The sequence below is a fragment of the Pseudoalteromonas sp. 2CM37A genome (genome assembly GCF_023161885.1).
Classification (GTDB): domain Bacteria; phylum Pseudomonadota; class Gammaproteobacteria; order Enterobacterales; family Alteromonadaceae; genus Pseudoalteromonas; species Pseudoalteromonas atlantica.
In genome coordinates this window covers 203,767-223,121 of the sequence record NZ_JALNTJ010000002.1, presented here as the reverse complement: position 1 = coordinate 223,121, position 19,355 = coordinate 203,767, and the positions used below count along the sequence as shown (strand labels likewise).

Genomic DNA, 19,355 nt, shown 5'->3' with positions numbered 1-19,355 from the left:
ATAGTGGTTTACTGCATGGTGCTAATTCCCCTGTAGGCCTTATATATAAAGACTCTCAAGGGAATTACATAGGATAACTATAGGATAGGCTTAAAAGCCAATATCTTCCCACAGGTCCCTTTGTTTTTTCTTTTCTTTCGACAACCTTATTTTCTCTGAAGGTAATGTGTAGTCATATTTAATTTTATCCATGATATCGCTACTTGAAAGTTCATCTTCTGGGTTTTCTTCTTTGTATTGTTTTAAGTGTGCTAAAGCAAGGGTCCCACCAACTTTAAAAAACGTATCAAAGACATCAATCGCAAGGGCTTTAGTCGTTTCGTTATATCCATCAAAAAAGCTTTCATCAATAAAATGCTCTACAGGGAAGCCAAGGCGTTTTAATTCTTTAGATAAAGTAGTTGGTATATCTACACCTCTTGACTCAAAAACTGGCAATGCTTTGTCTTTTTTCTGAGGTATTAAACAGAACTCTGCTGCTAGCAATGGTAGATTGTACCTTTCTCGACATACCTGCTTAAAGTTGTCATCAGTTATCTCATCGCCTCTTTGAACTGACTGTTGAGCATTGTAAGGGAAGGGGATGTTTGAATGCTCTCTATTAAGTGTCGCAGGTGCAATCATAAGGTTAGAGGGGGTAAGCTTACCTACGAGGTCTCCTTTTCCCTTAAGTGGGTCTATGTGACACAAGTGGTATTCATAAGTTTTGGTAACTGTTTCACCATCGCTTTGAAATCCACACGCTTTACGATAGAACTTCCACAGGTGAATTAGACCTCTTAACTCATTGGTATCAGCAGGTATTGAGTTTGTACACTGACGTTGGAAGGCCCTACGTAACCATTGACCAAATGAGCTACTAAAGAACTTATAGTCAATGGTCTTAGTGTGGCAGTCTTGGCATATGCTTATCGTAGAGCGGCGCTGCTTACCTGTAATTGGATTAGTTGTTAATGCTTTTACTCTACGCTTACCGCACTCTCTACAGGTTACAGGGCGTTGTTTTGCCATTGAGGGGCTCCTTAATTCTCTCTATATTTTATGCACTAATATAATTAGCGAACGAATCTAAGTGCCGTGTCGCTCGTGCGGGGATTCTGGTGTTTTGGGAAGGTATATTACTTTTCTTGCTTCGATTCTTTCACTATGCGGCTTACTGAACTTACAGCAATATTATGTTTAGCTGATGTTTTACGTACAGAGAGACCACTATTTATATCTTTCATGACTTCTTCTCTGTTTATGGTAGCGCTACGACCTTTATAAAGCCCTTTCTTCTTTGCTGCTTCAATGCCTTCACGTTGACGCTCTAATATGAGTTCACGTTCAAATTGAGCCACTGCACCAAGCATTGTAAGCATTAGGTTGTTCATTGAGTTTTCACCACCAGCGGTAAAGGTTAAATTTTCTTTTATAAACCTTATTGTGACTCCTTTGGCTTTTAGGCTTTCAACTATCTCTAGCAAGTCTTTGGTGTTGCGGGCTAGCCTATCCATAGAGTGAACCACTACTTCATCACCTTCACGAACATGGTTCATCATAGCGTTTAGCTGTGGGCGTTCAGTGCTTTTAGCTGAGGCCTTTTCAATGAACTTCTTATCGTAAGCCACATCAACCAATTGTCTATCAGTGGACTGTTGAGAGGATGAAACTCGAATATATGCGATAGTTTGATGGTTACTCATCTATGAAGTGTTCCTTTATAAATCTAAGACCCATAAATATTACTGTGCCGTTAATTTAAAATCAACCCTAATGAGAACGGTTTTAAGCACTTTTGTAGTGTTCTCATTTAGCATACTTAATTGAGAGTATTAAATGGAATTTATACTTTGGATTAGAGCAAGGAATTGAGTGAGTTTTGTTGTTGCTAGCCTCTCGCTAGGTAACTACCAAGTATGGATGAAAAGGCTTCTTAAGATAGTACCTAACAGAAAAATGAAACTTCCATCCACCCATCTTTTTGAGACGTAAGGGTACGACGCAATCGCTAAGCCTATCTAGTACCCCAAACTCCCCCCCCTCTATGGGTATTAATTATTGGAATAAATTTCAATTTGAACTATCAAGCTTGATGAATTTGACTCAGCTAAACCTGATAGGCAGTGTCATATTAGTTTCGAGTATTGAATACCCCAAAAGAGGGAGCGATTAATGATATCCAGTTTCTTATGTCGTTAGCATTTTTGCCATGCGCTCTAAATCACTAGCCACATCATTAAATCCAAAATAGTTTGTTGGATGCTCATACATCATATCGAGATGCCTCTCTGAAGGCTCATAATTAGGTAATCTTGAGCGTAGTTCATCGCGAAGCAACATAGTATCGACTCTAAATCTGCGGTCATACTCAGCGTTTCTTTCACTACTTAAGCGCATCATGTTATTTGTCTCCTCATGCCAATCAGCTTGTCGTTGCTTCTCTGACTGTGACGAACTAGCAGGAGAACGCCTCCTCATCATGTTTAGATCATCTTCCCGCTTATACCTTTCTATAAACTCTCTAAGATTTTTTACAACTTCGAGGGTTTTATCTTTTAGTGCAAGCTCGTCAGAGTCGACCACAGACTGTACCTTCTCATCATATTTAAGAGCCCTATCTTTATAAGATTCTGCTTGCTCAGTTTTTAATAATAAACGCTCTTTTAAAGTATCATTTGCAGATTTTATCTGCTCTATTACTGCTGTGTATCGCCACTTTACACAAAAGTAAGCTAACCCAACCATAAGGGCAGCAATTATTAAGAAGGAGAACGGGGCTTCAGAAACAACATCCCATTCCTTTGCAATGTATTCTAATAATTTATCCACTCAGGTTCCTTAGGGAGTTGATGATTTAATTGTGCGTAAATATCTTACTTCTCACTATTAGCACGTCCATATGTAGTTTTAACAGATTACTTAACGTATTGCTATTATTAAGCTTTATATTGCTTGATGGCTAATAATAGGCGAACTGATGGTGTTTCGAGTTCTCTGAGTTCTGTTTAACTAATAATTTTGTCGCTAGGTTTGTTATAGTAGCGTTTGCTTTTTTAATAAGTAGGTGTAGGGCTAAGCTTGCTAATTATTAAGCATCCACCTTGAAGCTCATCCCATCACCTGAGGTCCATACCTCAGTATCCTCATCATAGCTTAAATGTATATCGTCACCTTCATTCACTAAGATATCAATAGATTTCTTGCTAGGGTAAAGCACGATAGTCTTCAGTTGCCGCTTAAGGTGCTGGTGGAGTTTAAGTCGCTCAGATTGCTTATTGATATTCGCTGTGAGTTCCGTAATGTCTATAGACTCATTGTTAACAGCCTTGGCTGCTTGTATGTCAGCTAGCTCTCTATTTATCTCGTTGATGCGACTCTCTTTGTCACGGATAGCCTTACTGATGTATGTACTGAAGCCATTCTCATCAATGTCTTTAATAAGCTTATCTATTTGCTTCTGTATTGTGACCAACTCACCTTCAAGACTCAGTGTCTTAGCGGTATCTTCAGGCTTTTTAGCATAGGTTTTTAGCAGCTTTTGTAGAGCTATTAAGATAACCCATTGGGTATAGTAGTAACGGTGACTCACATACTTACAACCACCACCATATCTAGCTAAGCTGCACACTAAATAATACCCACCTTTTGGTGAGCTCCCCTTATTAACGAATTGCACTGAGGAGCCACATTCGCATGATATAAAACCAGAGAATATGTTCTTAGTGGAACCCTTCTTGATGGAGCCTGTACTCCCAACGCGTCTGCTTTTTATGGCTGCCTGTGATTTGTACCATAAATCTTCTTCTATTACTTGTGGGTAATAGTCTTTAATGACCACACCTGTAGCCTCACGTTTACCTTTTGAATTGGTGACGTGCGGGTGATATTCACCAAGGACCATTCTCCCATTTAGAAGCTTAGTGATAGTAGATGTATGCCACTGAGTTGCCCTTGAGCTAATAGGGGGGATGCCCTCATTGTTTAATCTTCTAATAATAGCTGCTCTACCATAGCCCTCAGCAGAAAGTAGAAATATGTATCTAACTATAATGGCTTTTACTTCTGAGACTAATATCTCTTTTTTATCGTCACTGTAGTGTAACCATGATGGTAGAGGGGATCCCATGGGCTCTGAAGCAGCTCTGCTCTGTTTTTTATGCCATGCATCGCCTACACGTTTGCTCTTTGTTGCAGACTCCTCATGAGCTCGACTCATAGACACTAAGGAAAGCATTAGGGCGTTCATATTCATTTCACCCTTTTTATAAACCTGTCTATCCATGAGGGTGACGACTGTTATCCCTAGGTCTACGATATTCATCAGGAGCATGAGGGAAGTCTCAACGGGCTGTCTACTCATGCGGTCAAAGCTCTCAATGAGTAAGTAGCTACCTTCCTCTATGACACCTTCTTTAACTGCTTCTATAAACTTACCAAGCTCACCATCAGTGGAGTTTTTACCCTTATAGCCACTAACCCCTAGGTCTCTAAATGATAAGCTCTGAAGCTCTAATCCGTTGCTATTTGCGTATTCTTGAGCGCTTTCTAATTGACGTTTGAGGCTTCTGCCTTCGATTTGACCTTTTGTACTGAAGCGGATGTAACTGTATGCCTTGTTCATAACTCTTATGTAAAACTCGATATAAATGTAGTGAAAAATATATAGGGTCCATTAGGGTATTATAAACTAATTATAGGGCCACCCGTTTTAATTTTTATAGTTACTCAATCGTTACCTTTGCATCACTTACCCATGTTTCGGTTATCGCCTCTTCGTTTTTATCAACCAAATACGCGCGTATGCTTACGGGGTCGTTATTGCTCTGTTTGTAGTCAAATGCTAATCGCCATTGGTTGGTACCCACTATTGGGTAAGCACCAATTGGCTCAAGTATTTCGCCGTTACTGGCTTCAACAATAGGCTTTATGCCACTTTCTCTATCTAGGCCTTTAAATACTGGGCCTTCAAAATCAATCACCATTTTGTTTACGCCCTCAGGAATAGGCTGGCCAGGAATTCCGCCCTGCCCTTGGCGAGTATTAACAACACTTGCTAGTTTTTTTGATTTTGGATCGAGTGGACGCCACTCAATATCATAAGAAAAGGTAAACTCATCGCCTTTACGTACCTCTTTTTCAGGCACCCAATAAGCAACAATGTTATCAAACGTTTCATCTTTAGTTGGGATTTCGATTAGCTGCACAGCGCCTCTCCCCCAATCGCCCGTAGGCTTGATCCACGCTGATGAGCGCTTATTGTAAAACACGCCGTCGTCTTGGTAGTTATTAAAGTCACGATCTCTTTGGATTAAACCAAAGCCTTTAGGGTTCTCATCAATAAAGCTATTGGTCGACACCGACTGCGGATTATTTAACGGTCGCCAAATATACTGGCCCGACCCAGTATGAATCGCTAAGCCATCGCTGTCGTGAATTTCTGGGCGCCAGTCTTTCGCTACCGTTTTATCTTTTTCTGAGTACCAGTACATGCTGGTTAGCGGCGCTATACCTAAGCGCTCTACATCGGCGCGCATATACAAATTAGCACTTACAGAGGTAACATGCCCTTTGGCCTCTTTGTTGTCTTTACTTAAACCAAACCGATAAGCACCTGTAACAGAGGGCCCCTCAAGCAATGCCCACACAGACATGCTCTCACCTTTATTTTCTGCAGGACCTAACCAAAATGCCGAAAAGCGTGGAAATTCTTCTGGCTCACTCATACCGGTATTAATTGCAATACCGCGAGCCGACAACCCATATTGTCCCTGAGGGCCATCAGTTCTAAAATAAGACGCCCCTAAAAACGATATCCAATCTGGTTTTATATCAGGGCGCATAATTCTAAAGCCTGCAAACCCAAATCCTTCTGGCAGATCGTGGGCAGGGCTATCTTCAGGCATATCAAAAAGCGCATTACTAAAAGGCAGTTCTTTAACGTTGTTTTTATCATCTCTGATGAAAATACTTACCGGCTCAGGAAAATATCGCCCAGGGTAAAATAATTGTACCGGTGCCTTTTTGCCATTTGGGTAGAGGGTTTCATCTTCTTTAAAGCGTATTTTCCAATGTTCGTCATAGGTAATTTTATCAATAAGCTCAGGTGCTGGCACTTCCACAGGCGTATAAGGCTTTTTGGCAGAGGCTTTTGCCATTGCTTTTAAATCTTCAAAAGTAAACTTAGCACTTGCTTGTGCTTGCGCCGCGTGTAACGACACAGAGGAGGCAATAATAGCGGCAATAAATAACTTTAACTTCATAAAAAGTATCTCTAATAAAGGGAGTCTAAAAATAAGCGCCCATTACGAACGCCTAACTTAAAATGCTTGTAAAGATATTACACACCGCAATATGAACTCGCGTTTACTAAAATAACGTTATTTGGCGAAGCTTTTATGCTTAGCTGTGTTTAGGGGAGATTGTATTTGAGTAGTTGCGTTTGAATAGTTGCGTTTGAATAGCTGTATTAAATAAATGCGGCTGATATAACTTTTACTTAGTTAAAGCCAGTTAGTACTTTAAAATCGAAATACTGATCTGTGCGTCGCTGCTACGCTTAGTATAAATACCTGATTAATGCAGGCTTGTGAACAAGAACTGAGAAGTCGAGTAGCATATTCAATCCTTTTTTAGCTTATAACACCCACTTAAAAGTGTTAAGCGTGAGGAATTGCCATTACATTGGTTTGCTATGTATTAAAGGCCACCACATAAGTCTAAAAAATTCCCTGTCGAAAACGATGACTTTGCTGATGAAAGCCAATAAATAGCTTCAGCTACCTCCTCAGGTTCACCTCCACGCTTAAGAGGAATAAGCTCCTTTAACCTTTCTACTCTTTCAGGTTCACCACCATCAGCGTGCATTTGCGTATTAATTAGCCCAGGACGCACACAATTAACTCTAATTCCTTCACAGGCAACCTCTAGTGATAAACCTTTAGTGAGTGTATCTATAGCCCCTTTTGAGGCAGCATAATCAATATATTCATTCGGTGAACCTGAACGAGATGCCCCCGATGAAACATTTACAATAACACCACCTTTTCCGCCATGGCGTGTAGACATACGCTTTATGGCCTCTCGACAGCACAAGAAGTAACTAGTCACGTTGTTTGCTAAAATAGTATTAATTCTTTCAGCCGTTAAATCCTCCAAACGCGACTGCTTACGTAAAATACCAGCGTTATTAACAAGTACTGATAAAGGACCTAGCTCGGCATCAATTTTTTTAAACAGTCTTAGCACATCTTTCTCAACCGAAACATCTGCTTGGACTGTAATACAACGATTACCCGCAGCCCTAATATCGCTTGCGACAGCTTCGGCCGAAGCTAGATTAGACTTGTAATTGATACAAACGGCATACCCTTTTGATGCAAATAATTTAGATGTAGCAGCACCAATACCTCGACCTCCGCCCGTTATTAAAACCACTTTTGTGTTATTCATAAGTCATCCTTAAATAATGATGATGGAGGAATATGGAATGCATTACTAAACAATAAGTAGTTGGCATAAATTAGCAATACTTAGCAAGAAGCTGCATTTTGTGCACAAGTTTTCTTTATCCCTAACTCTTCGTGAAAATTCATTGTGACATTAAAAGTCAGTACAAAAATAATAAAACCTAACAACCAGAAATTAAGCTCTTTTAATTTAAACCTTCCACGCCAAAACGCTGTTACAAAAATGAAAAAATATCTTATAGTGAAAAGAAACGTGATAAAGAGAAACACAAAAATAATAATTCCAGCTGTACTCATAAGTCTCCAGAGCAACTAACGAGCTTGTAAATTAACTCGTTTTAAATTTATTTTTATTAATGAATCAACCATAGCCGAGTTCCTATTTTGGTTCAATCAGTTATAGATATTGCACATAAAATATAAGAAGAGAATTTGCGGCTGTTTTAATGGACGTTTTAGAGGGAATTATAGGTGCTTGATTGGCGTATTTTGGTATAAAGGGCTCCCCCTTTTTTTAATGCATCATGTTTTTCAGCTTTCTCATTTATGAACAAGGCAATACAGTTGTGGCAGCAGAAAATAAAGGCGTTCATATTCGTTTTATCCTGTAAGGCCAACTTTTTCATGTCTCTCTGACCGTATTATTCCGCTTTTTATTTAAATGAAAACAGACTTAATAAACCCGAGCCGTTTACTTTTTTATAAAGTTTTTTGTCGCCTATCGGGCTATCTATTATTACTTTTATATCGTCAGTTTAGTTCAGCTTTTTACGTGATTCATTTTCATGAATTTAACCTAACTTAATGTTATAAATAATAATTTACGTAAAAGTTAGAATGGGTATCATCCTAACTCTTCTTTATATTTCATTGATACTCATTAATGTTTCTCTGAAATCTTTGGTACTTTCCCAACCAAGTATACCAATAAAGCTCGTTGTTAAGTTTCTAGGTAATTCATTATATGTGTCAAAGTCGAATACAATATTTGGTTTATATTGTTGGGAATTTACGTTGAGTAAATTAATTATTTCTTTCGTCGGCTTTCTAAGTCTTTCTCCATCCTCTAGATGGTTATAGTGATTTCTGCCTGCATAAATAATTAAGCCCGCAGGTATTTCTCTAATTATTTCACCAACAGAAAATTTACACGCCTTCTCTGAAAGGTTAGGAAGTGGCGAGGTGTTTTGGTTGTTTTCTGAATACAGCTCAATTCCTTTACAAGCTATCTGCAAAAGAGAACCATCAATAATTGATAAAGCGAATTGTTCATTAGTTAGGTTTTCAATTGCAGCATCCGATTTTTCTTTCTTTAGTTTTATTTGTTTTTGTTCAAGCCATGCTGCGTGGTCTCGAGCGATTACTTCTTTCGGATTGTTTCGGTTATGGACAAAAATTGGAGGCATAGAGTCTTTAAACAGATCGTTTATAATTACATGATAATCAGCTCTCGCTTCAAACAACCTTTTAACTACACTTTCGACCGCTTCTAAATAATTGTGAATCAAACTCTATCCTTGATTTGAAATATAACAACTTATTGAACACCACTCAGGGGATTTATAACACCCCAAAACGGCGTATATTACAGTATTCAATAATTCCACTTAATAACTTTAATGTAAACAAGTAATTAGCCCTATTATAAAAGTGATATGTGATAAGGAACTAAAACCGTGTTAATTAAGGTTATTTGTATCAGTAAGTGTTGAGAATGAGGGTTAACACCACGGGGCAAGTACATAGAGCATTTTAAAAGGAGTTTACAGCGCTGTCTTTGCACCATAGTAAATAAAGCTATTGCGAGGGTGTTTACTTAGCCTCAAAATTTACATTATTAAAATACGGGTTTTGTGTGAGGGCTTTAATTACGCTAATGCTGGTAAGTTCTATAAGCTTTAGCTCGCCGCTTACATTAATGGCAATGCACTCTTGTTTGAGTGCATTGCGTTTTGTATCAGTTGCTACACCACATACACTATCACCATTTTTTAAAATAAGCTCAACGCTTAAATGGTGCATACAGGCAATTTCGATGTAATCGTAATGGTGGCAACTGATCATAACGTCCTCTTTATATATTATTTAGCAGGTTTAAGTAGCATTAAAGTGGCAATAACAATTAAGTTACCTACATACCATAAATCTTTAATTACAAATTGCCCTAAACGCTCTAATAACGTGCTTGAGCTAAACGCGCCGTTTGCGGTAATTAAAAATGTTTGGGTCATTAAAAATACGCTTAAACACGCTAAGCCACTAACAATAATAAGCTTTTTATTATTAAGTAAAATGCCTATGCCAAGTAACACTGCAAATAATACATCAAACCCACCAATGATATTTGATGCGCCTTGTACGCTAAATACCGTGTATAACCACGACATAAACGGTGAGGTTTCTATAAGTCCTACAATGGCTTTGGCTTCAAACTCATAAAATTTCATGCCGCCAATCCACAGTAAAACCATAGCAACCGGTATAAAGTTTAAAAGTACGTGTTGTTTGTCTGTTAGTTTATTTTTATAAAACAAAAATAAATACAAAGGGATGATAGCAAAGTATTTAATTATGCCTTGCCCACTGCCAATAATTGGAAAGCCGCCTAACTGTGCCATCCAGCGGTTACTAGCAAATAAGGTAAGTAAAGGCACTATGCTAACAACTAACACGAGTATAAGTGCAGGCATCGGCTTTATTAATTTTAAATGCGCAGCTAAGGTGGTGACTGCCAACGCAATCATAGCGGTGCCTGTGAGCAAACCTAATGTATTGTTACTTAGTAAGGTATCAAGTTCATAAAAACTAAAGGTAGCTGAGAGTGTGTTTGGGTTTGCACCTAAAGCAAACGATACACCAAGTAATGCAAAGCTGAGTGTAAGTAAAAAGGTGAGTGCGTTATTTGTGTGTGTTAAGTTCATTGTGTGCCCATTAAATCTGTAATGGCTAATAAAGACCTAATTTTTACAAAAAGTGATTCAACTAAAATTAAATTTTTAAATACAAGGAAGGACATTTTGGTTTTTACGTTTACAAAAGCCACGCCCGAAAAGAGGTTTAACCTGAGCTTTGGTTAAGAGATTTAGATATAGTTGGTTAGTAATGTTACTGGGTCTGTTTTCTCTAGCTAGAAATTTTAAGTGAAAACAAGGCGTATTTGCGCGTCAATAGCTAGCCTATTGCAAGTAAATTCAACGCAGTTAGCGCTAAAAAATAGCTGCTTGAGATAGATTTATTAGCCAAGGCTCAGGTTATTAATTATGTCTTAGAAAACTTACTATGGTAGAGCACCTTGAGGTGGCCGGCTTATTTTTAACTGAGCAACAGCATAATGAAAGGGTTGACGAGCAATACGATTGCTCTCATCTCATACAGTTTAATGGTGATACTATAGGTACGCTAAAGTACAAAATATGGGGTAGCCACATTGAAATAATGCAATTGCAAATACACCCCAACCATCAAAATAAAGGCTACGGCAGAGGCGTTATTGAGCAAGTAATTAAAACTGCAAAGTTAAAGCCTATCAAACTAACAGTACTTAAAAACAACCCTGCTAAAGCACTTTATACTCGACTAGGCTTTAAGATCACTGGGGAAGATAACTATGAGTACCATATGCAAACTCAGCCAATTAATAACTCCCGCCTTAAAACCTAATCACTTTGATTTTTAAAATCTTTTTTTCTGAAAATGGTTAGGTGCCAGCCCCATTTAAGCGAGCCTAGCCTTAAAAATACCGTAGAAAACAATGAGCCTAAAATACACCAAATATAATCAATACTTAAAGTAAACAACGCTGCATATACAAGTCCGCCAATTAAACAGGCAGAGGCATAAGGTTCGTTTCGCATAACCGAGGGCAACTCACGACAAATTACATCGCGTATAAGCCCACCAAAAATACCGGTTGTTACACCCATAGTAATGGCGATTAACATACCTGTGCCGCTAATCAGCGCTTTTTCGATCCCCATAATATTAAACAGACCCATGCCTATGGCATCGACGAATAAAAAATAAGAGTTATTTACATGAGGCAAGTAACGTACAAATAATATTGTGGCCACAATGGCGGCGTAAGTTGAGTATAAATATTCGGGCGTAGCAATCCAAAATACAGGCTTATTTAGCAAAATGTCTCTGAGAGTACCGCCGCCAAGCGCTGTGACAGTAGCCACCACTACCACCCCAAAACCACTTATGTTTTTTTCGTAGCCTAGCAGTGCTCCTGCAACCGAAAAAAAAGCCACTCCAAGCAGCCCCAGCACCATAAAGTATTCAGCAGTCATGTGCATTCCCTTTTAAATTTTATACATTGGTGTATCAATTTATATGCCAGATGTAATTAGCAAAAGCCAAAAGCGAGGATTAAAAGTACATTTAAAAACAATGGGTTAATAAATTTTTGATAAAATTAATGATGGGTTATTGTGATATGCGATATTTAAAAAGGTAATTATTTTAAAAGTGAGTAGTTTTTACACATTTTTTATTTTTAGCTGAGTCGCCTTTTTTAGTGCCCACCAGCACTAGGGTCTGTTGACCTTTCGAGGTTAAATTTGCAGCTGCCCTTCGGGTTCTGCCTAGGGACAATTTACTCTTTGTTGCTCAGTTTTTACTTAGCCCACTAGGTTACAAACCTCGCGCCGCGATTAAATTGCCCCTAGTTTGAACAAATTTAATCGGCAAAGGTCAACAATTTCAACCGCATGGCATTGTTCTTTTTTCATATAATGCCATTGTAAAAATACCCTCAATAGGACAAATGCAAATAAGTATAAAAATTGATGCAGCAAAGGCTGTTCAATAAATACCTCTACCCAAAATAAAACTATAACTGCGATAAATGTGTTGAAACCAAGCGTCCAAAGTAGTTTTGCGCTGGGTGTTTTTTTGTACCTTGTTAGTTTTTTCATAAATCCCTTTAAAGTATTATCCTTCGCTGAGTATTACTATTGCTAAATATTACTCACTTTTGTTCCCGCTAAATGATCATGTAAACAGCGTTTATCTTTTCCAAATATAAATGATGGATTAACAAAACCAGCAATGAACTGACCTACCGAAGGGACCAGTGATAACAGCTGCATAGGTAACATGCGTTTAAAGTAAATAGTTATAAAACTTGCTTTTGTGCCGTCTAGGTTTTCTATACGAATAGACATACAGTATTTACCAATAGTTTGTCCGCATTGATACATAAGGTAGGCATGAAGCACTAACGTAGAAAACACACCGTAAACAAATAAAAATGCAGATAAACCCAGATTTGGTTGGCTTAAGTTATCAAAACCGATATACATTATTACAGGTATAAAAAATGCTATACCTAATAGGCCGTCAATAATAGCAGCAACAAGCCTGTCCCCGCGTGATGCTTTTTCTCCCACTATTTTTAGGTCGGCATTGTGTGCGGGATCTTGCGCTTCTCGGGTTTTTATAAGCTCGTCTATTTCTTTTGCGCGCTCAGGAAAACGTTCTCGGTCAATGACTTTTGCGCTGGAGTAAAGTTCATCTAATGTGTAGGTAGAAAAGTCTATTGGGGTGTCCATGCTTGGGGTATTCCTTTACGTAATTTATCTCAAAGTAGCATAGCTTTAGTAATTTATTCAATATCTTAAATTAAAGACTGGCGTAGCTTTTAGCCTTTAGTTTTTAGCCTTTAGTTTTTAACTTTTAACTTTTAGCTTTTAGCTTTTAGCTTTTAGCTTTTAACTTTTAGCTTTAGCTTTAGCTTTAGCTTTAGCTTTAGCTTTAGCTTTTAGCTTTTAGCTTTTAGCTTTTAGCTTTTTGAGCATAAAAAATGGCGCTAAAAAGCGCCATTCAAAAAACAATTAAATTAAAGCGCTAGGCTTAAAATTTTCTTCGCTTTAGCTATGTCAATATCGCCATGTTCGCCAAGGGCTGTCATTCCGTTACGCTCAAGGTTGTTGGCAACGGCTTCAACCGCGTCTTCACCTAGGTCGTAATCGCCAAGTTTTGTTTTAATGCCCATTTGCTCAAAAAAGTCTTGAGTATGTTTAATGGTTGCATCAATCAGCTCGTTTTTGTCTTGCATATCAAGGCCAAATACACGCTCGCCTAACTGAATAATTTTAGCGCGTTTTTGCTCTTGCTGAACAAACATTAGCGGCGGTAATACAATCGCAAGTGTTACAGCGTGATCTAAGCTATAAAGCGCTGTTAGCTCGTGGCCAATCATATGCGTAGACCAATCTTGCGGTACGCCTTGGCCAATTAAGCCATTTAGTGCCATCGTTGCCGACCACATTACGTTTGCACGAACATCGTAATCTTCTGGGTTTTCAAGGGCTTTAGGGCCTTGCTCAATTAGCGTAGATAAAATTCCTTCTGCAAAACGGTCTTGCAGTGGCGCATTAACTGGATACGTTAAGTATTGCTCAATAACATGTACAAACGCATCAACTACACCGTTAGAAATTTGGCGAGTTGGCAGTGAGAATGTATACGTAGGATCAAGCACAGCAAATTGCGGTTGCACTATTGGCGTACCAAAGGCACGTTTTTGCTGGGTTTCTTTACGGGTAACAACCGAGTTACCGTTGCTTTCTGAGCCAGTAGCCGGAAGCGTTAATACCGCGCCAATAGGTAATGCACTTTTTACTTCTGCGCCATTAACTAAAATATCCCAGCCGTCGCCTTCGTATTTTGCTGCTGCCGCTACGTATTTAGCGCCGTCGATAACACTACCGCCGCCTACAGCTAATATAAAGCTAACGTTTTGCTCTTTCACAATTTCTACAGCTTTTGAAAGTGTTTCGTAAGTTGGGTTTGGCTCAACTCCCGAAAACTCCACAAAGTCCACACCTTCAAGTGCATTTACTACATCGTCATATACGCCGTTCTTTTTGATCGAACCGCCACCGTATAAAAACATGACCTTGCCTTGGCTTGGTACGCGGCTTGCGATCTCATTAATTTGATCTTTGCCGAATAAAATCTCGGTGCGGTTTTTAAATGCAAAATTTAACATATTTGTACTCTACTTGGTTACGGGGCTCAGCCCCTGGTGCTCATTGCTTTATAAAATGGGAATTAATAGTTAACTTTCAAGTAATTAATTACCTATTTTATAAATTAAATATGAAAACGGTTAATGTCTAACTGAACGAGCGCAAGTGTACGCGCACTTTACAATAACTAGAATTCAGTTAATCTTGCTTTACCCATCGGATTTCTGATACCTAATGTTTTATGTCTTATTTTGTACAATTACGCACCTTTGTTGAGGTATATCGTTGTAAAAACATCTCTCGGGCTGCTAAAAATTTGGGGCTGTCGCAACCAGCTGCAACCGCGCATATACAAACAATGGAGTCGGTGGTAGGTAAATCGTTATTTGAGCGGCGTCACCGAGGCGTAGAACCAAGTAATGCCGCCCACGATTTAGCAGGCCAAGTGGCAAATCACCTTGATGCTATAGAGCAAAAAGTCGCCTCTGTACGCACCCGTTCAAACGATGTGAGCGGAACGATTACACTAGCCGGGCCCGCCGAATATATTAGTTATGTTGCCTCTGCACAGCTGGCAAATTTGTTACAAGCAGGCAATGTTGATGTGGTCGTGCTGCCTGGTAATCGTGAGCAAATTTATTCAGCGCTCGACACCGGCGTTGCCGATATGGCTATTACAGCCTCCCTGCCCGATAACAAAATTTACGACTTTGAAGTGCTCGACAGCGAAGAGCTAGTACTGGTGGCGCACCGTTTATTAGCGCAAAGCTTAGAGGGGAAAACCATTACGCCAGCACTTTTAAATACGCTGCCGGTGGTCAGTTACGACAGTCAATTACCGCTTATACGCCAGTATTTTGATACTGTATTTAAACAAAGCTGTACGTCAAAAATAATTGCTCGCTGCCCCGACATACGCGCGCTCGCCGGCATAGTAAGAACCGGTGTAGGCTATACCGTGCTGCCTGATTATATATGTCATGACGATATTCAATCGGGTAGATTAATTAAACTTGGTCCGCAAGGGCCGGAAAACAATTTGTACTTAGCGTGGCGTAAAGGGGCGCTTGCTCACCCGCGGCTTAATTATGCCCGCGATGTGTTAATGGCTTTTTCTAATATTAATAAATACGCAAAATAGTTTTTTGACTTATACCAATCCGCATAATTAAGTGATCTATTTTGAGGATGGGTAAACGTGATGATAGCAAGGCAAAAAATTCGCTATTTAGTTGTTCTAAATGAGAATTTTTTAACGCAGATAGCGACACGTTTAGCCCCTGAAAATGATTATGTATTATTACGGATTGGTATTGAACGCTGGTTATTTAATAAAATAGCCAACCGCGCGCCATTGCCCACTGCTTTTACTTAATGTAAGGGTTTCAACCGCAAGCCTTGCTGAAAATTGCGTTTTAAATTGCACAATAAGGTATTTACCTTGCGGGGCACCAGGTAAAGATGAGTAAGCATTAGCACTTATTTGTTCTCGCGTAGCCACTTTACCTAGTGGCGCACGCACTGTGTTTAGGGCGCTTTTCCAGTTTGCTTTACTTAATTGCGATTTAAATAACGCATCGGCTTGTTGCCAACTTTTTGTGTATTCACCCGCATCAATTAACTGTAACCAGTTTATTGCTACGGGCATATTTTTAGTGGTTTCGGCCCACACTGAGCAGCTTATAAACAAGCATAAAATTAAAATGAGGGGTTTCATCATTCTTCCTTTTAATCTGGCGTTAAAAGTAAATATAGATACTCCAAATTACAACACATTGGTTAAATGGTTAACCCCTAATATTAAAAACTTTTGCAAATAAGTGCCTTACTCTCCTTTAATTTTTAAAACCTGCGCGTAAGTGCAATCGCTTAACATAGAAAAACCATGCGAGGCTTGCTCTTGGCCTATTACAAATGGATGCGCTGCCTCGGGGGCTCTATTTTTAAGTTGCTTTATGCGCTCAAACGAACCATCGCGTTTAGGGTGATTTGATATAAACACATCTACACCGGCTTGCATTGCCAGATTGCCAAAACGTTTAGCGGCGACACTGTAAGCGCTAATTCGCTCAATATCAGGCCCATAGTTTAGCCCAGTCCCTCCCCACAGGCTTAGCATATGTTTTTTGCCGTTATCGTATACTGGGAACAACAACGAAATAGTGCCAGGGGTGTGTCCAGGCGTTAAATGAACGCCAATGCTAGTATCGCCAAGCGTAATTGTATCAGCCACTTTTGTGCTTATATCTCTTGTTGGCCGTTTGCCCCAACGTGGGCTTTCAAAATCAAGCTTTGGTTGTTCTAAGCGTCGCCACTCAACCTCACTCATAACAACACGCGGTTTGTATTTATTAACTAAGTACTCTTGCCCACCGTAATGATCACCATGCCCATGGCTAATAATTAAATACTTAATATCTTCGGGGTTTAAGCCTAGTGTGAGCAAACCTTTTTCAATGTAATTTTTAGCTTGTTCGTTGTTATTTAGCGCATCAATAACAATAAGCCCTTGTGATGTTTTAACTACCCAACTTGCCACTCCACCAGTACCTACATAATAAAGGTTGTCAAACACTTGTGTAGGTTCAATCGTTGATGAGCGCCGTTTACTACCTAACTTTTTACTGCGCTTTTTACCTTCATTATTAGTGCGAACACGCTTTGTTAAATCACGTAACGGGTTTTGTATATCGCATAAGCTTGTTAACCCCGGAAACTCATCAGCGTACTGCATGCCTTTTTCGACATAATCTTGCGCTGTTAATTGTGTATTTTGCGCAATAGCTGGGTGCGTAGCTAAAAAGCTGAGTACCACAGCAGAGAATATAAATTTTGGCATAAACACCCCTTATAGTTTTGTATCTATAGCTAGCCAGTAGCGTCGGCCATCTTCTACATAGCCGTATTCATCGTAGCTGGTTGCTTTATCAAATATATTGTAAATACCAAACATAACTTTAACGTGACCGTTTACTTGCCACGCACTGCCTATATCTGCTGTTGCAATAGAAGGGGCTGAGGTTAAACGGCTAGTTATAGAGGCTGCTTCGGTTTCTTTACCGCGGTAATTAGCACGTGCCCACGTATTAATATTATCGCTTACATCCCAGTTAATATTTAGCGTTGCTAAATGTTTAGGTATTTGCGTAAGTGGCTGGCCTTTATTGTCGCCACTGCGTTGCTCAGAAAACGTATAGCTGTAGCTAGTTGCAAGGGTAATATCTGCACTTAACATTGTTTCTATATTTAGCTCAGCCCCATAAGTCACCGCTTTATCAATATTGATGTTATAGCGGTCAGTTTCATCACCACACACTGTGATAGGACATAAAACGGTGTTAATTTTGTCTTCAAAGCTATTATGAAAAACCGTGATATTAGTTTGAAAATCACTGTTAGCATAATACACAGCCGCTTCTTTACTGACGGATGTTTCGGGCTCTAGGTCAGCATTTCCATATAAATCGCCACCGCGGCTGCTTTGGATCCAATTAGGGCTAAGCTCGCGTAAATCTGGCGCTCTGTAACCGGTAGCTACGCCCGATTTAAAGGTCCATGCCTCATTAATATTCCAAACTCCGTACAGGCGTGGACTCAAGTGCGAATCAAACTGCTCGTTATCATCAACTCGTAAACCCGTGGTAAGGGTAAAATCGGGGTGTAAGCTCCACTCATCTTCAGCAAATAGCGACCATTGTTTGTTATCTATTTTAGTAATAGTGGCTGCGTTTGTTGTTTTGTCATCAAGCTTTTCTTGTTCAAATGCGCCGCCTAATGTTACATGGTGGTTTTCAAGTGCAATTGACCACTGCGTATTTGCTAAGGTATTTTCGATGGTTATTTCACGGCCTTCGTTTTCAACCGACTCTTGTTGAATATACGAATGCGCAGCGCCCCAACTATAGCTACCTTTATGTGCTAACGACCACGTGCTGCGGTTATTGTTCGTTTCGCTAGAGCTATTTCGACTAGGTAACGATAGCCCCGAGGTAGAAATACGTTTTTGATCGTGTTCGCTGTATTCAAGCGATATCACATCGTGCTGGGTGGCTGTTAAATGCAGTGTACCACTGTAACTTGTCAGCTCTTTTTCACCGTAACCGCGCTCAATTTCATCTTCTTCACGCTCTTGGTAAAGAGCCGAAAGGTTAACGCTTAATAAATCTTTTATTAATGGCCCCGCTGCATATATTTGCCCTTGGTATTCATCACCCGAATTACTGTTTTCTTGCTGTGTGGTTTCTAGGCGAACATTAGCATGCCAATTGTCGTAATTTTTACGGGTTATAACATTAATAACGCCGCCAATTGCATCCGACCCATACAACGTAGACATAGGCCCACGCACAACTTCAATACGTTCAATAGCATCTAGTGGTGGCAGCCAATCTTGCTCAAAGCCACCGCTGCCGCTTGGTTGTGATTCACGCCCTGACTGCTTTTTACCGTCTACCAAAATAGCAGTGTACTGCGCTGGCATGCCACGCACGCTTATATCTTGTCGCGAGCCACCACCGGTAACCGTAACCCCTGCAACATCGTTAAGTGCATCGGTTAAGTCTTTATAAGCGCGGTTTTCTAGCTGCTTTTTGCTAATTAAAGTAATAGAAGCTGGCGCTTGCGCTAAGGTTTGTTCAAAGCCAGAGGCGGTCACTACTATTGTTTCTATATCATTGTTAGCGTTAGCCAAAGTGTAAAATGGCGCGACAGCAATTAGAGGCAGAGCTAAAGTGTTTTTCAGAGTCATTACGTGGTATTTAATTAGTCATTTTACGTAATGATAACAATTATCAATAACCTCAGCAATTAACATTTCATTAATTTACAATAAAACTTAATCAATTAAGCTGCAGTTACTCCAGTGCCATTATTAACAATAAGCCAATTTTATTGCGTTTATTGTACAAAAAAGGCTGCATTAACTAGCAGC

18 protein-coding genes are annotated in these 19,355 nt (G+C 39.5%); 2 read left to right on the top strand and 16 right to left on the bottom strand.

Features of this window, described 5'->3' with window-relative positions; genetic code table 11:
- Positions 1–90: 90 nt before the first annotated feature.
- The 9 genes from MTF68_RS04730 to MTF68_RS04690 form a co-directional block, all read right to left on the bottom strand.
- Positions 91–1,011, bottom strand: a complete 921-nt coding sequence (locus tag MTF68_RS04730; protein WP_248461824.1) for a hypothetical protein — start codon at positions 1,009–1,011, stop codon at positions 91–93.
- Positions 1,012–1,118: 107 nt separating this feature from the next.
- On the bottom strand, positions 1,119–1,685 hold the full coding sequence (locus MTF68_RS04725; RefSeq protein ID WP_197181573.1) for a recombinase family protein: 567 nt from the start codon (positions 1,683–1,685) through the stop codon (positions 1,119–1,121).
- Between the two features lie 484 nt (positions 1,686–2,169).
- Entirely contained in the window at positions 2,170–2,811 is a 642-nt protein-coding gene (locus tag MTF68_RS04720; RefSeq protein WP_248461823.1) for a hypothetical protein, read from the bottom strand.
- A gap of 259 nt (positions 2,812–3,070) precedes the next feature.
- Complete coding sequence (locus MTF68_RS04715; protein WP_248461822.1) at positions 3,071–4,603, bottom strand: recombinase family protein; 1,533 nt, start codon at positions 4,601–4,603, stop codon at positions 3,071–3,073.
- A 100-nt stretch (positions 4,604–4,703) separates the two neighbouring features.
- On the bottom strand, positions 4,704–6,242 hold the full coding sequence (locus MTF68_RS04710; RefSeq protein ID WP_248461821.1) for a glucan biosynthesis protein: 1,539 nt from the start codon (positions 6,240–6,242) through the stop codon (positions 4,704–4,706).
- 436 nt (positions 6,243–6,678) lie between these two features.
- Positions 6,679–7,431, bottom strand: coding sequence for an SDR family oxidoreductase (locus MTF68_RS04705; RefSeq protein ID WP_248461820.1), 753 nt, complete (start codon positions 7,429–7,431; stop codon positions 6,679–6,681).
- An 877-nt stretch (positions 7,432–8,308) separates the two neighbouring features.
- Positions 8,309–8,956, bottom strand: a complete 648-nt coding sequence (locus tag MTF68_RS04700; protein WP_029774362.1) for a hypothetical protein — start codon at positions 8,954–8,956, stop codon at positions 8,309–8,311.
- 304 nt (positions 8,957–9,260) lie between these two features.
- Positions 9,261–9,512 carry a Rho-binding antiterminator gene (locus tag MTF68_RS04695; protein WP_248461819.1) on the bottom strand — a complete coding sequence of 84 codons (252 nt, stop codon included), beginning with the start codon at positions 9,510–9,512 and terminating at the stop codon, positions 9,261–9,263.
- A 17-nt stretch (positions 9,513–9,529) separates the two neighbouring features.
- Positions 9,530–10,369 (bottom strand): DUF417 family protein, encoded by an 840-nt coding sequence (locus MTF68_RS04690; protein WP_248461818.1) that lies wholly within the window; start codon positions 10,367–10,369, stop codon positions 9,530–9,532.
- Between the two features lie 358 nt (positions 10,370–10,727).
- Between MTF68_RS04690 and MTF68_RS04685 the strand changes: the two genes are divergently transcribed.
- Entirely contained in the window at positions 10,728–11,108 is a 381-nt protein-coding gene (locus MTF68_RS04685) for a GNAT family N-acetyltransferase (RefSeq protein WP_248461817.1), read from the top strand.
- Here the strand turns inward: MTF68_RS04685 and MTF68_RS04680 are convergent.
- The 4 genes from MTF68_RS04680 to MTF68_RS04665 form a co-directional block, all read right to left on the bottom strand.
- The gene (locus MTF68_RS04680; protein ID WP_055255484.1) at positions 11,105–11,740 is read right to left on the bottom strand and encodes a trimeric intracellular cation channel family protein; all 636 of its coding nucleotides are present in this window, start codon (positions 11,738–11,740) and stop codon (positions 11,105–11,107) included. The two genes, MTF68_RS04685 and MTF68_RS04680, sit on opposite strands and share 4 nt — an antisense overlap.
- A 363-nt stretch (positions 11,741–12,103) precedes the next feature.
- Positions 12,104–12,367: a hypothetical protein gene (locus MTF68_RS04675; RefSeq protein ID WP_248461816.1), complete on the bottom strand. Its 264-nt coding sequence runs from the start codon at positions 12,365–12,367 to the stop codon at positions 12,104–12,106.
- Positions 12,368–12,409: 42 nt separating this feature from the next.
- Positions 12,410–13,003, bottom strand: coding sequence for an RDD family protein (locus MTF68_RS04670; protein WP_248461815.1), 594 nt, complete (start codon positions 13,001–13,003; stop codon positions 12,410–12,412).
- Positions 13,004–13,290: 287 nt separating this feature from the next.
- Positions 13,291–14,445: an iron-containing alcohol dehydrogenase gene (locus tag MTF68_RS04665; RefSeq protein ID WP_004587069.1), complete on the bottom strand. Its 1,155-nt coding sequence runs from the start codon at positions 14,443–14,445 to the stop codon at positions 13,291–13,293.
- 221 nt (positions 14,446–14,666) lie between these two features.
- Between MTF68_RS04665 and MTF68_RS04660 the strand changes: the two genes are divergently transcribed.
- Positions 14,667–15,566 (top strand): LysR family transcriptional regulator, encoded by a 900-nt coding sequence (locus tag MTF68_RS04660; protein WP_248461814.1) that lies wholly within the window; start codon positions 14,667–14,669, stop codon positions 15,564–15,566.
- A gap of 183 nt (positions 15,567–15,749) precedes the next feature.
- Here the strand turns inward: MTF68_RS04660 and MTF68_RS04655 are convergent, their stop codons facing one another.
- The 3 genes from MTF68_RS04655 to MTF68_RS04645 all read right to left on the bottom strand — a co-directional run bounded on the left by MTF68_RS04655 (position 15,750) and on the right by MTF68_RS04645 (position 19,172).
- Positions 15,750–16,145, bottom strand: a complete 396-nt coding sequence (locus tag MTF68_RS04655; RefSeq protein ID WP_248443452.1) for a DUF4019 domain-containing protein — start codon at positions 16,143–16,145, stop codon at positions 15,750–15,752.
- Between the two features lie 105 nt (positions 16,146–16,250).
- Positions 16,251–17,264 (bottom strand): MBL fold metallo-hydrolase, encoded by a 1,014-nt coding sequence (locus tag MTF68_RS04650; RefSeq protein ID WP_248461813.1) that lies wholly within the window; start codon positions 17,262–17,264, stop codon positions 16,251–16,253.
- A 9-nt stretch (positions 17,265–17,273) separates the two neighbouring features.
- Positions 17,274–19,172: a TonB-dependent receptor gene (locus MTF68_RS04645; protein WP_248461812.1), complete on the bottom strand. Its 1,899-nt coding sequence runs from the start codon at positions 19,170–19,172 to the stop codon at positions 17,274–17,276.
- Between the last annotated feature and the right edge of the window lie 183 nt (positions 19,173–19,355).

Excerpts from the sequence above, each read along its gene's own strand:
- MTF68_RS04695 (WP_248461819.1), bottom strand. The coding sequence starts at position 9,512 with ATGATCAGTTGCCACCATTACGATTACATCGAAATTGCCTGTATGCAC.
- MTF68_RS04705 (WP_248461820.1), bottom strand. The coding sequence starts at position 7,431 with ATGAATAACACAAAAGTGGTTTTAATAACGGGCGGAGGTCGAGGTATT.
- MTF68_RS04690 (WP_248461818.1), bottom strand. The coding sequence starts at position 10,369 with ATGAACTTAACACACACAAATAACGCACTCACCTTTTTACTTACACTC.
- MTF68_RS04685 (WP_248461817.1), top strand. The coding sequence starts at position 10,728 with ATGGTAGAGCACCTTGAGGTGGCCGGCTTATTTTTAACTGAGCAACAG.
- MTF68_RS04665 (WP_004587069.1), bottom strand. The coding sequence starts at position 14,445 with ATGTTAAATTTTGCATTTAAAAACCGCACCGAGATTTTATTCGGCAAA.
- MTF68_RS04645 (WP_248461812.1), bottom strand. The coding sequence starts at position 19,172 with ATGACTCTGAAAAACACTTTAGCTCTGCCTCTAATTGCTGTCGCGCCA.
- MTF68_RS04675 (WP_248461816.1), bottom strand. The coding sequence starts at position 12,367 with ATGAAAAAACTAACAAGGTACAAAAAAACACCCAGCGCAAAACTACTT.
- MTF68_RS04715 (WP_248461822.1), bottom strand. The coding sequence starts at position 4,603 with ATGAACAAGGCATACAGTTACATCCGCTTCAGTACAAAAGGTCAAATC.
- MTF68_RS04650 (WP_248461813.1), bottom strand. The coding sequence starts at position 17,264 with ATGCCAAAATTTATATTCTCTGCTGTGGTACTCAGCTTTTTAGCTACG.
- MTF68_RS04670 (WP_248461815.1), bottom strand. The coding sequence starts at position 13,003 with ATGGACACCCCAATAGACTTTTCTACCTACACATTAGATGAACTTTAC.
- MTF68_RS04655 (WP_248443452.1), bottom strand. The coding sequence starts at position 16,145 with ATGATGAAACCCCTCATTTTAATTTTATGCTTGTTTATAAGCTGCTCA.
- MTF68_RS04680 (WP_055255484.1), bottom strand. The coding sequence starts at position 11,740 with ATGACTGCTGAATACTTTATGGTGCTGGGGCTGCTTGGAGTGGCTTTT.
- MTF68_RS04660 (WP_248461814.1), top strand. The coding sequence starts at position 14,667 with ATGTCTTATTTTGTACAATTACGCACCTTTGTTGAGGTATATCGTTGT.
- MTF68_RS04730 (WP_248461824.1), bottom strand. The coding sequence starts at position 1,011 with ATGGCAAAACAACGCCCTGTAACCTGTAGAGAGTGCGGTAAGCGTAGA.
- MTF68_RS04710 (WP_248461821.1), bottom strand. The coding sequence starts at position 6,242 with ATGAAGTTAAAGTTATTTATTGCCGCTATTATTGCCTCCTCTGTGTCG.
- MTF68_RS04725 (WP_197181573.1), bottom strand. The coding sequence starts at position 1,685 with ATGAGTAACCATCAAACTATCGCATATATTCGAGTTTCATCCTCTCAA.